The organism is Francisella sciaenopsi (assembly GCF_045862875.1).
Classification (GTDB): domain Bacteria; phylum Pseudomonadota; class Gammaproteobacteria; order Francisellales; family Francisellaceae; genus Francisella; species Francisella sciaenopsi.
In genome coordinates, this window is sequence record NZ_BTHG01000003.1 from 176931 (window position 1) to 191597 (window position 14667).

Sequence of the window (14667 nt, forward strand, 5' to 3'; positions counted from 1 at the left end):
AAAGTATATATAATGAAGAGGTTACAATATTTCGGGTGATATTAGTATGCTACAACATCTGGCTATTAAAAATTTTGCGATTATAAAATCTACAGAAATTGACTTTAGAGAGGGTATGACTGTTCTAACTGGTGAGACAGGAGCTGGTAAGTCTATTTTACTTGATGCTTTGAGTTTTGTACTTGGTGCAAGGTTAGAAAAAACTTTTTTACAAGATGGTAATGTAACTGAAGTTTCGGCGACATTTTGTATCAAAGATAATCAAAGAGCAAAAAGGCTTTTGGATGATCTTTTCATAGACTATGAAAATGATGAATGTACATTTAGGCGTGTAGTTAACAAATCAAAACAAAGTCGACTATTTATAAATGGCAGTGTTGCTAAAACTACAGATGTTAAGAAAATCTCAGATAAGCTTATAAATATTTATAGTCAAAACTCTCACCAAGATTTACTCGATCCAAAATCACAATTGAGCTTGTTAGATAGCTTTGCAAATAATGATGAAATTTTAAAAAAAGTCTCTAGTGTTTTTTATCAGTTACAAAAGATAAATGTAGAAATATCAGAGCTTCAAGAATCTGTTGAAGGACAAAATAGTCAACGTGAGCTCTTAGAATATAAACTTGATGAGCTTGTAGGATTAAATCTAGAAGAGAATGAGTTTGAAGAGTTATCTCAGCGTCAAAAAGATCTTTCAAGTGTCGATGATATTGGTTATAGCCTTAATTATATTTCAAATTTGATGTATGATGCTGATACTAATGTTATAGCAATGCTAACAGATATTGAAAAAGAGGTGTCAAAACTTAATAGTGTATCTTTCAGTAATCTTCAGGAGTTGATTTCACAAACTAAGGTGTATGCTCAAGAAAGCTATGATGAAGCACAGAGTAGACTAGAATCTCTAGAGCAAGATCCAGAAGAGCTAGCAAAAGTCGAGCAAAGAATGAGTGAGATATATGAATTTTCCCGTAAACATAAAGTTGAACCTAGCTATATGTATCATTATATCCAAGAGCTTCATAGTGAGTTGGAAAATTTTAGTCAAGATGGTGAGAAGCTAGTGCAACTTAATCTCCAAAAGCAAAAGCTTGGGCAAGAATATGATAATTATGCTAAAGAGCTAAGCCAAGCACGTCAAATGGCCGCAAAAGAATTCTCTAAACAAGTTGAGAAAAATATTCGTTCTCTAAATATACCTAAAGGTAGTTTTGTAGTACAGATTTTGTCATCTCAAAGCAAAACATCTAAAGGCATAGATGAGTGTCAATTTATGATTAACTTTAATCTAGGTGAGCAACTTGCACCAGTTAGAAAAGTTGCTTCAGGTGGTGAGCTCAGTAGGATAGGGTTAGCAATACAGGCAGTATCAGCTGCTAAGAGATCTTATCCAACATTAGTCTTTGATGAGGTAGATGTTGGTATATCAGGAGCTACGGCAGAGATAGTTGGCAAGTTGCTCAAGAAGCTATCAGAAAGACTACAAGTGTTGTGTATAACTCATCAGCCACAGGTTGCAGCTCAAGGTCAAACACATTTGCATGTATCTAAGAAGTATCTTAAAAATACTACAGAATCAAAAATTATAGAGCTAAGTCAGCAACAGCGTATTGAAGAAATAGCTAAAATAGTAGGTGGAGTAGATATTTCAGAAAATACATTATCTCATGCTAGAGAGCTTTTAGGTTTGTGATTTGTGTAGGTGGTATGTCCACTTAATGCTTGATGATAGTGTTTCACGGATATTCATCTGTGTGAATACGACAGGTAATTGTTATAAGTTAAGTAAGGATTTATATAGCTAAAACTGTATAGATGTAGTTATCAGACTTTTAACTTTTGATTTGATTATACTGCCAAGAGCTATATTTATCAGAAGTTTGATTAAAAGTGCCGGGATTATAATTTTCAGCTTGTTGAGTATCTAATTTTTCAACATTTACTGAGCTATTGACGCTAGATTGTAGTGAATCCATAGAGCTATTATATTGTTCATAAGCGCCATTGTAATCTGAATCAAACCCCTGGCTTTCAATGCCATTAATTGAACTAGATACGTTTCTCTGTTCATTTTGAAGCTCTATCGATCTTGCATTTGCATCTTGTCGATTAGTATTATAAATATCTGTTTGCTCATTAAAGTAAGCTGCAGCTTCTGTAGCGTTATTGTAGTTGCTACCTGCTTGGCTAGACATTGTCGCTTCTATATTATCGATTCTACCTTGGTAGTAATCGACACTATTTTGCCAAGATGTTGTATCAACACCATTTGCAGCGTTATCAATCAGTCCTTGATAGTAGTCTAAATTAGATTGATTACTTTGTATGTCTTGATATTTTTGGTAATCACTGAAAGCATTATCTGCACTGGTTTCAGCTGTGCTCATAGCACTTATAAGATCATCATACTCACTATCCTGTGCTATTGCTTCAGCCGTTCTACTTTGCCATGCTGAGAGAGCATTTTGATGGCTACTAACTAACTCATTATCTAGTGTTTGTCTTTGAGATTTATACTCCTCAAAGTCACTATCTAAGTTTTCACTAGATGAATTACAGCCTCTTGGTAGAACACTGTTACTTGGTGCTGCAAAAGATCCGGAGCTATCAATGAAGCTGAAATTAACCTGTCCATTATAGTTACTTTCGATACTGGATTCTTCTTCAACGATAGATATTGAACATGACCATTGAAATGTATTATCTTGTATTCTTGGAGTTAGGGCTATTTGGTAGGTTGTGCCTTTTATGTTGCTTACACCTACGATTCTACCGTTATGCCCAACTATATCACTCATCACGCTTGTACTTGCATCGCCAATATCAGCATCATCTGTGACATCATAGTTTTCTAATTGTTCTTGAGTAGAAACACCATGTGAAAAAAAATAGTCCTGCACATCTTTTTTATAATTCTCTAAGGAGGTGAGACTTTCGGTCAGCTTAGTTCTTGTAACATAATTTGAATATGCTGGTATTGCTACCGCTGCTAGGATCGCGATAATTGCGATTACAACCATTAACTCAACAAGTGAGAACCCTTTTTTAATATTATGGTTTAGCATACTGTTATAATTAATAAAAAATTAATTTAATTATATATTATAAAAGGGCAAATTCAATTGCTTAATTTATATCAATATATCAACTCTAAAACTATAGGGTGGTTTAATATCAATTGGTACCAAAGAGATATTTGCCTTCGTGGATGGGCTGCGAAATAGGTCGGAGTAGTATTAAAATCCTAAGTGATAAATGTATTTTTGCAAGTATGCGGGACATTGCTAGATGTTAGTGTAGAAGCATTTGTATTATGTGAGCATATCCACTGGAAAGTGCTACCACTAACTACACCACTAAGTCTAATAATATCATTTGTATTAGTGAAATACTGAGGAGCAGTTTGGCTTAGGTTTATATTTATTGTTGCGCCTGAAGTGCTTCCCGTTACGGTAACACCTGTAGGTAGATCATAAGTCTGTTGTGAGATATCTTTGTTATTGTTGATATCATTTTGGATACTAGCTTTAATATTGCCAATAATATTAAAAGATTCAATAATTGCGGCACGTTCTTTATGGTTTGAGTATATTGGTATTGCTATAGCTGCTAAGATCGCGATAATTGCGATTACAATCATTAGCTCAACAAGGGAGAAGCCGAATTGTTTCTGTATTTGCATATATTTTATAAAACTAAAAAACATTGTAAGCTAATTATAGCTAAAAAAAAATAAAATAGAAATTAAGATGAATTTATAGATAAAAAGACCACGCGAGGTGGTTTTGATGCTTGTTAGCTTTAAGCTATTGAACTACAATTTGAAGGAATGCTTGAAGTAGAAGGACTTCCTGTTATCTTACAAGTCCATTGAATCGAACCTGAAGTTGCTGCAGGGACCAACTGAATGTTTGAGCCTGATAATGCAGTAGAAGATTTCTGAACAGTACCATTATCAAGAATTTGAGTGTCTGGAGCCAATCCACCTGTTCCCGCAGATTGAGCTGTAATAGCTATAGTTGATCCTGAAGTAGGATTAGTATTTGCGATTCGCTCAGCAGCATCGGCTTTAGCACCGCCCATTTCTGAGATTTCACTTGAAACTTTAGCACGAGTAGTGTAGTTAGAGTACATAGGGATCGCAACTGCTGCTAAGATTGCGATAATTGCGATTACAACCATTAACTCAACAAGTGAGAAACCTTTTTGCATTTTCTTTTTCATGATTTATTTTCCTTTTGTTTTTATAACGTTTAGATTTTAACATCCCAGTAAATTAAGTCAATTCACTGTGAACTACATTATATTCTTAAAATTAAATGATGCAAGTGTTTTCATTGCCGCACATTAATTTTATATTTAATAATTTAATTTAAAATAAATTAATGATTCCCATTATTATTTAAGAATGATTATGTATTTGTTCGATGAGCAATATACCAAGATTATTATAAATAGTCATCGATCAAAACCTAATGGTAGACAGTAAAAACTAATAGCTGAAATATATCTAAATGTATCTATTAGATGGTTTTAGAATATTATTAATTTCACTTACAAAAGTCGTTGATTTAATATTTGTGGTCATTCTCGCGTGGACGGAGATCTATCAAGTGGTTAAGAGCACCACATGTCAAGCACTATGATGGCTATGAGTATTAGAACTATAGCTTTAAATTTATAAACTCTGTCGAGCGAGTAATATTCTGCTATAATATAAAGTTCTAATAAAACTACTAACTGTTGAGCAACTATGCTTAAAAATGTACTAAAAACTAATTTTAAAGACTTCAAAGCAATCTTTAAAAAACCTAAGCAACACAACTATCATTTACCTAAATATTTGCAACTTAAATATACATTTGTGCCAATACTGATTTTGGTTGTATTTGCGTTTTATAACCTTGATACGCCTGTCGAGAACTATATCAAACATTCAATGCCTGAAGCTGTTGGTAATGCTTTTAGATATATTACAGATGTTGGTAAAGCAGAGTATATATTGATAATATGTGGAGTAATAGTTTTAATAAGATTATTTACCAATATAGATAAGATTTCTGAGAGTGCCGAAATTGCTTTTAATAAGATTTGTATATATTCGGGATTTATTCTAGCAACAGTAGCAATTAGTGGTATTGTAGGGCAAGTGCTCAAAACTATAATAGGCAGAGCTAGACCGAAATTTTTCTTAGAATATGGGTCGCATTATTTTCAGCATTTTCATGCTCCGGGTTATGATTTTGCAAGTATGCCTTCAGGACACTCGATCACGGTCGGTGCGATGTTTATAGCGTTTTTTTATATCTTTCCAAAATTTAAATATTTGTGGTATGTATTAATAGTTGTATTTGCTGGTAGTAGAATTATAGTTGGTTCTCACTATCCAAGTGATGTGATTTTTGGAGTAGCCTTGGGTTGTTACTGTACTGCATATATATATTATTGGATGTTAAATAGAAAGTTACTTTCAAAAAAATAAAATTCTAAAGATATTTAATTATCTCTTAATTTATTTTTATAAAAAGATTTCTAAAAAAGCTCCAAAGATTCTATTAAATTTGATATTATATCTAATATCTTTTTTATTCATTAAATTAAGTAATCAAAAAATGACTTTAATCGATGGCAAAAAGCTTTCTATAGATCTAAAAGAAAGATTGACCGATCAACTTCGAGAGTACAAAGAACAAACTGGTATAGTTCCTAAGTTAGTAGCAATAATTGTTGGCGATGATCCTGCTAGTAAGACTTACGTAGGCTCAAAAGAAAAAGCCTGTGAAAAAGTAGGTATAAATTCAGAAGTTATAACACTTCCTGAAGCAACAACTGAGCAAGAGTTGTTAGAATTGATTGACAAACTAAACAACGACTCTAGTGTACATGCTATTCTAGTGCAATTACCGTTACCAACTCATATTAATAAGCAAAAAGTTATCTATGCTATCAAGCCAGAAAAAGACGTGGATGGCTTTCATCCAGCAAATGTTGGTAGACTACAACTTAGAGACAAAAAGTGTCTAGAGTCTTGTACACCCAAAGGTATCCTGACTATGCTTAAAGAGTATGGTATACAGACAGAAGGCGCTCATGCAGTAGTAGTTGGAGCTAGTAATGTGGTCGGCAAACCTGTTTCTCAGTTATTGTTAAATGCCAAAGCAACTGTCACAACGTGTCATAGGTTTACTAAAGATCTTAAATCCCATACAACCAAAGCAGATATTTTGGTAGTAGCGGTAGGCAAGCCAGGTTTTATCACAGCTGATATGGTCAAAGGTGGTGCTGTTGTTATAGATGTCGGTATTAATCATGTTGATGGTAAAATTGTTGGCGATGTTGATTTTGAAGTAGTGAAAGATAAAGTTGCTGCAATTACTCCAGTACCGGGAGGTGTTGGTCCTATGACTATTACAGAGCTTCTTTATAATACTTTTCAGTGTGCTCAGGAGTTAAATAGGTAGCGAATTTATTATGGCAAGTTATATCCTCGTGGACGGATATCTCTAGGCCAATGGATAAGATTGAAAAGATTCCCGCTTGCTCGGGGATACTAATTTATGTAGAAAGGAAATAACATGGCAAGCTTAAAATATGAAGATGCTGGCGTAAATATTGAAGCAGGTAATGAAGCTGTTAATAGAATGAAAGAACATGTCAAAAAAACATTTACAAAGAATGTTTTGACAGGCTTAGGGAGTTTTGGATCTCTTTATTCATTAAAAGAGATCATCAATAACTATGATGATCCTGTTTTAGTACAATCAATAGATGGTGTTGGAACTAAAACTAAAGTTGCAGTAATGTGTGGCAAGTTTGAAAATCTTGGTTATGATCTTTTCTCAGCTGCGACAAATGATATTGTCGTGATGGGCGCTAAACCAATCACTTTTCTAGATTATGTTGCTCATGATAAGCTTGATCCAGCAATTATGGAAGAGCTTGTAAAAGGTATGTCAAAAGCTTGTGCCGAATGTGGTGTATCTCTTGTTGGTGGTGAAACCGCCGAGATGCCAGGAGTGTATCAAGCAAGTGAGATTGACATGGTGGGTGTAATCACAGGCATCGTTGATAAAAATAAAGTTATCAATGGCGAGAATATCAAAGAAGGTGATATAGTATTTGGTCTTAGTTCATCAGGATTGCATACAAATGGATATTCATTCGCACGTAAATTATTCTTTGATGTCGCTGGCAACAAGCACACTGATACATATCCAGAGCTAGATGGCAAAACTATCGGTGATGTATTGCTAGAACCACATATTAACTACACTAATATTATCCATAATTTCTTGGATAATGGTGTTTATATCAAAGGTATGGCACATATTACAGGTGGTGGATTTATAGAAAATATTCCAAGAGTTTTACCACAAGGGTTAGGTGCTGAGATTGTTAAAGATAGCTTTGAAACTCCTGCTATCTTTAGAGTTATGCAAAGAATTGGCGACATTAGTGAATTTGAGATGTATCGCTCATTTAATATGGGTATAGGTATGACTATAATTGCCAGCCAAGATCAATTTGATAAGATGAAAGAGTTAGCTAAAAAGCATACAAATACGAAACTATATCAAATAGGTAAGATTACAAATACAGGCAAGGTGGAAATTATCTAATGATTGATAAGCAAGTCATCATCAATAATATACAAAATGTTTTAAAATCAACAGATCTGGGTATCAAAGATAAATACACTGGTAAAGTTAGAGATATGTACTTTACTGATGATAAAAGTATTTTGATATCAACTGATAGACAGTCAGCTTTTGATAGATCGTTAGGGTTTATTCCATTTAAGGGTCAGATTCTTGCTCAATCATCAGTTTGGTGGTTCAAAGAAACTGCTCATATTGTCAAAAATCATTTTATAGCATCTCCTGATGCAAATGTCGTAATCGCAAGAAAAGCAAAGGTCTTGCCAATTGAGTTCGTAGTAAGAGGCTATATAACTGGATCAACTTCGACATCGTTGTGGACACATTACAAAAATGGAAGTCGTGATTATTGTGGCAATATTCTCCCAGAGGGTTTGAAAAAGAATCAAAAGCTACCACAAAATATTCTAACACCAACAACAAAAGAACAAGATCATGATAGACCAATTTCAGCCGAAGATATCGTCAAAGAAGGTTGGTTAACTCAAGAGCAATGGGATTTTGCTTCACAAAAAGCCTTAGAATTATTTGAATTTGGTCAGCAGAAAGCCCTAGAACATGGTTTGATATTAGCTGATACAAAGTATGAGTTTGGAGTTGATGAAAAGACTGGTGAAATTATTTTAATAGATGAGATTCATACACCTGATAGCTCAAGATTTTGGCTAAAAGATAGCTATGCAGAGAAATTTGAAAATGGTGAAGAGCCAGAAAATATTGACAAAGAATTTTTTAGATTATGGTTTGCAAAAAACTGTGATCCATACAATGATGATATCTTACCACAAGCGCCGCAAGAGTTGGTTGTAGAGTTGTCACAAAAATACATAACACTTTTTGAGATGATAACTGGTCAAAAGTTTGATGTATCAGTAGATGTCAAAAATATTAGTCAAAGAATAGCAAAAAATGTTGCAAATTATTTAAGTACGGAGAGTCAAGTGAATATTCTTTTAGTAGGTTCAGGAAGTAGAGAACATGCAATAGCTGAAGCGGTTAAAAGAAGTGCTATTAAGAGTAACCTTTTTTGTATAAGTACAGCGGTAAATCCTGGTATTGATAGAATAGCTCAAGGATATAAAGTTGGTAATATCTGTGATTGTGAGGCAGTTCTTGAGTATGCAAAAGCAGAGAGTATTGATATAGCTATTATTGGTCCAGAGGCTCCACTTGAGGTAGGTCTTGCTGATACTCTTAAAGAAAATGGCATAGGTGTGGTTGGTCCAACTAAAAAGCTTGCTCAACTTGAAACATCAAAAGGTTTCACAAGAGATCTAATCCGCGACTATGATATAGGTGCAAACCCTTTCTTTAGAAAGTTCTCAACTATGGATGGTGTAGAAGAGACTCTCAAGGAGTATAGAAATCAGTTTGTCATAAAAGCAGACGGTTTGATGGGGGGTAAAGGGGTTCTTGTATGGGGAGATCACTTGCATGCAATGAGTGATGCTCTTAAACATTGTCAGTCATTGATAGATTCAGGCAAGGAATTTGTGATTGAGGAGAAGCTTGTCGGTCAAGAGTTCTCTTTGATATCTTTCACTGACGGTGAGCATTTTATTCACATGCCAGCTGTACAAGATCACAAACGTGCACATGAGGACGATAAAGGCCCAAATACTGGTGGTATGGGTACTTACTCAGATGCTAACCATAGCTTACCATTTTTATCAGATTCTGATATAGCTAGAGCAAAAGAGATAAATGAGAAAGTTGCAAAAGCATTGGCTGATAAATTTGGCGAACCTTATCAAGGTATTCTATATGGTGGTTTTATGGCTACCAAAGATGATACAAAAGTTATTGAGTATAATGCTCGTTTTGGAGATCCTGAGGCTATGAATTTGCTAACTTTACTTGAAACAGATTTTGTTGAGATAGTACAAGCAATAACTAATGGTACTCTTGATAAGCTAAAAGCTAAATTTAAAAATAAAGCAAGTGTCTGTAAATATTTAGTACCACTAGGGTATCCAAATCAGTCAGTCAAAAACTTTGAGATAGATATATCAAAATGCCCTGATAATGTTGAAATTTTCTTAGGAGCTGTAGATTTTAGAGATGGTAAACTAATTGGTACGGGTTCTAGAGCGATAGCAGTATTAGGTTTAGGCGATACGATAGCAGAAGCAGAGCAAAAAGCAGAAAACGCTGTCAAAAACATCTACGGTAAGTTATTCCATCGTCCTGATATTGGCACTAAAGAGCTTATCAATAAGCGCATTAAGCATATGAATTTATTACGTGGTAATAAGTATCAGGAGCTTTAGAAATGTCTAAGCTTAAAATTGTTGTATTAGGCTCTACACGAGGGACTAATATGCAAGCTATAATGGATGCTATAGCGAATAAGCAAATAGATGCTGAAATAAGTTTGGTTATTTCTAATAAGCAAGATTCCTATATTTTACAAAGAGCAAAAAATCAGGATATAGCTAATAAATTCATAGCTTCAAAAGGTCTATCAAGAGAGGTTTATGATAAGCTTCTTGTCGAAGAAATAGAGAAATACAATCCAGACCTGATCTTACTAATTGGTTTTATGCGTATTTTAAGTCCAGTATTTATAAAGGCTTTTGAGAGTAAAATTCTAAATATTCATCCATCACTATTACCAAAGCACGCAGGATTAATGGATTTGGCAGTACATCAGTCAGTTATTGACGCTAGAGATAGTATATCTGGATGCACTATTCATCAAGTAAGTGAAGAGGTTGATGGTGGTGATATAGTCTTACAGTTAAAATGTGATGTAACAAAAGATGATACAGCTGAAAGCTTAAAAGAAAAAGTACAGGCATTAGAGAGTACAGCCTGGATTGAAGTTATTAAGAATTGGAAGAAATAGCTCAATTAATATAAAAGCAACAATGCTGAATGAATTTAGCATGACATTTAGCTTTAATGTGGAGAGATGATATATGAGTATAGATGTTGGTGTAATCATGGGCTCTAAATCTGATTGGAGCACAATGAAAGAGTGTTGTGATATTTTAGAAAATCTAGGTATCAGTTATGAGTGTGAGGTTGTTTCAGCTCATAGAACTCCTGACAAAATGTTTGATTATGCTGAAGCAGCTAAATCTAGAGGCTTGAAAGTGATAATCGCTGGTGCTGGTGGTGCAGCCCATCTGCCGGGGATGGTCGCTGCTAAAACAGATCTACCAGTATTAGGTGTACCCGTGAAATCTAGTACGCTAAGTGGTAAAGATAGTCTACTATCAATCGTGCAAATGCCAGCAGGTATTCCGGTTGCTACTTTTGCTATTGGTGTGGCAGGGGCTAAAAATGCAGCTCTTTTTGCTGCAAGTATTTTGCAACTTGTAGATTCAAAAGTTGGTCAAGCATTAGCTAAGTTTAGAGCAGATCAAACTCAATCAGTTCTAGATAATCCTAACCCTAGGGAGCAATAGTATGAAAATAGGTATTATTGGTGCTGGTCAGCTTGCAAGGATGCTAAGTATAGCAGGTACGCCTTTAGGTTTAGAATTTCATTGTCTAGGCAAGACAGGAGATTGCGCCGAAGAGGTTGTAAAAAGTGTTACAGATATTGATTTAGAACAAGTTAATGATGTTGTTGCATGGGCAAAACAGTTTGATGTAATAACTTTTGAGAATGAAAATATATCTCACGAGCTTATCAAAGCAATTAATCATGATGTGAATGTATATCCATCTGCGAAAGCTATTGCTATATCTCAAGATAGATTACTTGAGAAATCTTTTATGCAAGATCATGGTATAGCTACTGCTAAATTTGTAAATATTGATAGTCTAGACAAGCTTGAAAAAGTTGTACAAGATTATGGGCTACCGGCTATAGTCAAAACACGTAGATTTGGCTATGATGGCAAAGGTCAGTTTGTGATGAAATTTCAAGAAGATGTATCAAAAGCTTGGGATGCTCTTAAAAATGCTCCAGATGGTCTTATTTATGAGGCTTTTGTCGACTTTGATTATGAAGTTTCACAAATATGTACGGCTGATATTAAAGGAAATGTAGCTTTTTATCCATTAGCTAAAAATATTCATAAACAAGGTATTATAGTTGAATCAGAAGCGCCTTTTGAAAATCTAGTGTTAGCTGAAAGAGCACAGCAGATAGCTAAAACATTAGTCAAAGAGTTTGCCTATGTTGGTACTTTAGCCATAGAGTTCTTTGTCAAAGGCGATGAGTTAATAGTTAACGAGATAGCTCCTAGAGTGCATAACAGTGGACATTGGAGTATTGATGGTTCAATTACCTCACAGTTTGAAAATCATGTTAGAGCTATTGCTGGATTGATTTTGGGTGATACAACTAGTCGTAAGACGGTTATGTTAAATTGTATTGGTGGTATGCCAGCGACAAAAGATTTAGCAGCACTTGATAGAGTTAAGATTCATAGCTATAACAAGGAGCCACGTAAGGGCAGAAAAGTAGGGCATCTAAATCTTAACCTTAATGATGAAACAGATGCTTATCAGTTATTACAAGCTAAAAAGCTTATAGAACTTTCTCAAGAGCTTTAATTTAAGATAAAAGCATTCTTTATCCAGTTAATATCTTTTTTGTTAATTGCTATTAAATCGAATCGACATTCATAATCTTCGAATTTGCGATTTTGTTGCAAGAAGATATGAGCTGTATTTATAAGTTTTTGTTGTTTACTATAAGTTAGCATTTCCTCAGCTTTAGCAAATTTTGTTTTGCTACGATATTTTACTTCAATAAATATAAGAGTATTTTGTTCTAAAGCAATAATATCAATTTCACCATAAGGTAAGGCTCTGAAGTTTTGAGCTAGAATTTGTAAGTTTTTAGTTCGTAAAAATTTAGAGGCTTGTTCTTCAGCTTTATTACCTATTTCAATTGTTTTCATATTTTTAGAAGTTTTTATAACTGTGATATATATTGTACGAATAAATGTTATTGGTAGATTAAAGATCTATAGCTACATTTAGCTTTGTTACTTTAATTAATTCCACTATGTCGAAGCAAGGCTTCTTCATTTGGTTTACGCCCCATAAATGCTACAAAGTTATCCATAGCATCACGTGAAGAGCCCTTTGAAATTATGTTTTCTAATAAGTCATTACCAACTTCATTACTAAGGATTCCTTCATTTTCAAAACGTGAAAACACATCTGAAGATAATATTTCAGCCCATTTGTAACTATAGTATCCAGCAGCATAGCCTCCAGCAAAAATATGTGAAAATCCATTTTGGAATCTATTGTAGCTAGGAGTTTTAAGCAAGCTTACTTTTTCTCTGATACTATCTAGCTCATTTTGGACTTCAGTCGCGGTAGTTAATTTCTTATAGTGGATATTCATATCAAATATACCAAACTCAAGTTGTCTAACCATCATCAATGCAGATTGAAAATGTCTAGTACCTACAAGTTTATCAATTTGTTTTTCACTAAGGGCTTTACCATCTCGTGATCCAGATATAAGTGCTAGTCCTTCTTCACACCAGCAGAAATTCTCCATGAATTGGCTAGGTAATTCCACAGCATCCCATTCAACTCCATTGGTTCCAGAAATTGAAGCAATAGTTACACGTGATAAGATATGATGAAGGGCATGTCCAAACTCGTGAAATAGTGTTACTACATCGCTATGAGTTAAGTTTGCACCATCTTTAGACGGTGGTAAGAAATTGCAATTAACATAAGCGACTGGTTTTTGAACTAAGCCATCTAATTTGATAAATGCAGTACGTGAACCATCCATCCATGCCCCACCGCGCTTATTATCACGAGCAAAAAAATCACAAATTATACTACCGATATATTCCCCATCTTTGAAAAAATCAAAAGTCTGTTGTCCGTCTATGTATTTTGTATAGATGGTATTTTCTTTTATTTCTAAGTTATAGATTTTATTAAGTATCTTAAACAGTCCTTCTAAAACTCTCTCTAATGGGAAATATTCTCTAAGCTCTTCTTCAGTAAAGTCAAATTTAGCCTTTTTGAGCTTCTCAGAATAATATGCTGTATCCCATGGTTGAAGGGCATCTACTAGTCCTGCATCTTCAGCAAATCTACGTAATTCATTAAGTTCTTTCTTTGCTTGAGGTAATGATTTTTCAAGAAGATTATTAAGTAGCTCAAGTACTTGGTTTGGAGATTCAGCCATTTTAGTAAATAGAGAGTTCTCTGCATAATTATCAAAACCAAGTATTTGCGATTTTTCAGCACGTAGTTTTAGAATTTTTTCAATATTGTCATCATTATTGAAGTTTTTGTTATCTGCTTCTTTTGATCCTCTAGTACAATATGCTTTATAGAATTTCTCACGTAGTTTACGATTGTTAGCTTGCTGTAATACTGCTAGGTATGTTGGAATATCTATTCCTAATGCATATTTTTCAGCAGTATTTTTTTGTTTAGCTTTATTTATTGCTGATTCAATAGTATTTTGAGATAGACCTTTTAGCTCTTTCTCATCATTTGTGGTGTAGAGCCAGTCCATAGTGGCATCTAAGACATTATTTTCAAATTTTGTAGTTAGCTGGGCTAACTCTTGCGAGATTTCTTGTAGTCTTTTTCTTTTGGATTCGTCAAGATTTACCCCAGACTGCTCAAAGCCGACGATAGCTTTTTTTATAGCTTGTGTTTGATCGGAATTAAGATCGTGATTTTGGATTTGTTTATATAAGTTGTATAAATCTTTATTTTGTCCAAGTTTTGTATAGTACTCTGTAAGTTTGGTTACAGCGTATTCGTAGCTCTCGCGTAACTCCTTAGAATTACAAACTGCATTCATATGCGCAATTGTAGAAAACGCTTGGCTTATTTTCTCATCATCTACTTCTAGTTGTAGGAGAGTTTGCCAGCTAGGATTTTGTTCTTGCAGTGCTTTTTGAAGTTGGTTTTCAGCTTGCTCAAAAAGGTAGTCTATTGCTGGCTTGACTTCATCGGTTTTAAACTCAGCAAGTTTAGGTAAATTAGATTCTTCTAGTATTGAATTCATGATAGCCTCAAAATAATGTTTAGATATGATACTGATAAGTTATAA

At 34.2% G+C, this 14667-nt stretch carries 13 protein-coding genes; 8 read left to right on the top strand and 5 right to left on the bottom strand.

The window, feature by feature from the left end:
* Positions 1-46: 46 nt before the first annotated feature.
* Positions 47-1696, top strand: coding sequence for a DNA repair protein RecN (recN, locus tag ACKTR7_RS05090; RefSeq protein ID WP_407877302.1), 1650 nt, complete (start codon positions 47-49; stop codon positions 1694-1696).
* A 139-nt stretch (positions 1697-1835) separates the two neighbouring features.
* Here recN and ACKTR7_RS05095 read toward each other — a convergent pair whose 3' ends face one another.
* The 3 genes from ACKTR7_RS05095 to ACKTR7_RS05105 all read right to left on the bottom strand — a co-directional run bounded on the left by ACKTR7_RS05095 (position 1836) and on the right by ACKTR7_RS05105 (position 4227).
* Complete coding sequence (locus ACKTR7_RS05095; RefSeq protein ID WP_407877303.1) at positions 1836-3068, bottom strand: pilin; 1233 nt, start codon at positions 3066-3068, stop codon at positions 1836-1838.
* Positions 3069-3247: 179 nt separating this feature from the next.
* Complete coding sequence (locus ACKTR7_RS05100) at positions 3248-3685, bottom strand: prepilin-type N-terminal cleavage/methylation domain-containing protein (protein WP_407877304.1); 438 nt, start codon at positions 3683-3685, stop codon at positions 3248-3250.
* Between the two features lie 119 nt (positions 3686-3804).
* Positions 3805-4227, bottom strand: coding sequence for a pilin (locus ACKTR7_RS05105; protein ID WP_407877305.1), 423 nt, complete (start codon positions 4225-4227; stop codon positions 3805-3807).
* A 529-nt stretch (positions 4228-4756) separates the two neighbouring features.
* Between ACKTR7_RS05105 and lpxE the strand changes: the two genes are divergently transcribed.
* The 7 genes from lpxE (at position 4757) to ACKTR7_RS05140 (ending at position 12173) form a co-directional block, all read left to right on the top strand.
* Positions 4757-5485, top strand: a complete 729-nt coding sequence (lpxE, locus tag ACKTR7_RS05110; protein WP_407877306.1) for a lipid A 1-phosphatase LpxE — start codon at positions 4757-4759, stop codon at positions 5483-5485.
* A gap of 130 nt (positions 5486-5615) precedes the next feature.
* Positions 5616-6464 carry a bifunctional methylenetetrahydrofolate dehydrogenase/methenyltetrahydrofolate cyclohydrolase FolD gene (folD, locus tag ACKTR7_RS05115; protein WP_407877307.1) on the top strand — a complete coding sequence of 283 codons (849 nt, stop codon included), beginning with the start codon at positions 5616-5618 and terminating at the stop codon, positions 6462-6464.
* A 114-nt stretch (positions 6465-6578) separates the two neighbouring features.
* Positions 6579-7622, top strand: coding sequence for a phosphoribosylformylglycinamidine cyclo-ligase (purM, locus tag ACKTR7_RS05120; protein ID WP_407877308.1), 1044 nt, complete (start codon positions 6579-6581; stop codon positions 7620-7622).
* Complete coding sequence (locus tag ACKTR7_RS05125; RefSeq protein WP_407877309.1) at positions 7622-9931, top strand: phosphoribosylaminoimidazolesuccinocarboxamide synthase; 2310 nt, start codon at positions 7622-7624, stop codon at positions 9929-9931. The genes purM and ACKTR7_RS05125 overlap by 1 nt, the downstream gene beginning before the upstream one ends.
* Positions 9932-9933: 2 nt before the next feature.
* Positions 9934-10509, top strand: a complete 576-nt coding sequence (purN, locus tag ACKTR7_RS05130) for a phosphoribosylglycinamide formyltransferase (protein ID WP_407877310.1) — start codon at positions 9934-9936, stop codon at positions 10507-10509.
* A gap of 73 nt (positions 10510-10582) precedes the next feature.
* Positions 10583-11074 (top strand): 5-(carboxyamino)imidazole ribonucleotide mutase, encoded by a 492-nt coding sequence (gene purE, locus ACKTR7_RS05135; RefSeq protein WP_407877311.1) that lies wholly within the window; start codon positions 10583-10585, stop codon positions 11072-11074.
* 1 nt (position 11075) lies between these two features.
* Complete coding sequence (locus tag ACKTR7_RS05140; RefSeq protein WP_407877312.1) at positions 11076-12173, top strand: 5-(carboxyamino)imidazole ribonucleotide synthase; 1098 nt, start codon at positions 11076-11078, stop codon at positions 12171-12173.
* On the opposite strand, the gene ACKTR7_RS05145 is transcribed toward ACKTR7_RS05140, so the two are convergent.
* Complete coding sequence (locus ACKTR7_RS05145) at positions 12170-12523, bottom strand: YraN family protein (protein ID WP_407877313.1); 354 nt, start codon at positions 12521-12523, stop codon at positions 12170-12172. The genes ACKTR7_RS05140 and ACKTR7_RS05145 overlap by 4 nt on opposite strands.
* 92 nt (positions 12524-12615) lie before the next feature.
* The gene (locus ACKTR7_RS05150; protein ID WP_407877314.1) at positions 12616-14622 is read right to left on the bottom strand and encodes a M3 family metallopeptidase; all 2007 of its coding nucleotides are present in this window, start codon (positions 14620-14622) and stop codon (positions 12616-12618) included.
* Between the last annotated feature and the right edge of the window lie 45 nt (positions 14623-14667).

Coding starts and splice junctions, on each gene's coding strand:
- recN (WP_407877302.1), top strand. CDS start 47: ATGCTACAACATCTGGCTATTAAAAATTTTGCGATTATAAAATCTACA.
- ACKTR7_RS05095 (WP_407877303.1), bottom strand. CDS start 3,068: ATGCTAAACCATAATATTAAAAAAGGGTTCTCACTTGTTGAGTTAATG.
- ACKTR7_RS05100 (WP_407877304.1), bottom strand. CDS start 3,685: ATGCAAATACAGAAACAATTCGGCTTCTCCCTTGTTGAGCTAATGATT.
- ACKTR7_RS05105 (WP_407877305.1), bottom strand. CDS start 4,227: ATGAAAAAGAAAATGCAAAAAGGTTTCTCACTTGTTGAGTTAATGGTT.
- lpxE (WP_407877306.1), top strand. CDS start 4,757: ATGCTTAAAAATGTACTAAAAACTAATTTTAAAGACTTCAAAGCAATC.
- folD (WP_407877307.1), top strand. CDS start 5,616: ATGACTTTAATCGATGGCAAAAAGCTTTCTATAGATCTAAAAGAAAGA.
- purM (WP_407877308.1), top strand. CDS start 6,579: ATGGCAAGCTTAAAATATGAAGATGCTGGCGTAAATATTGAAGCAGGT.
- ACKTR7_RS05125 (WP_407877309.1), top strand. CDS start 7,622: ATGATTGATAAGCAAGTCATCATCAATAATATACAAAATGTTTTAAAA.
- purN (WP_407877310.1), top strand. CDS start 9,934: ATGTCTAAGCTTAAAATTGTTGTATTAGGCTCTACACGAGGGACTAAT.
- purE (WP_407877311.1), top strand. CDS start 10,583: ATGAGTATAGATGTTGGTGTAATCATGGGCTCTAAATCTGATTGGAGC.
- ACKTR7_RS05140 (WP_407877312.1), top strand. CDS start 11,076: ATGAAAATAGGTATTATTGGTGCTGGTCAGCTTGCAAGGATGCTAAGT.
- ACKTR7_RS05145 (WP_407877313.1), bottom strand. CDS start 12,523: ATGAAAACAATTGAAATAGGTAATAAAGCTGAAGAACAAGCCTCTAAA.
- ACKTR7_RS05150 (WP_407877314.1), bottom strand. CDS start 14,622: ATGAATTCAATACTAGAAGAATCTAATTTACCTAAACTTGCTGAGTTT.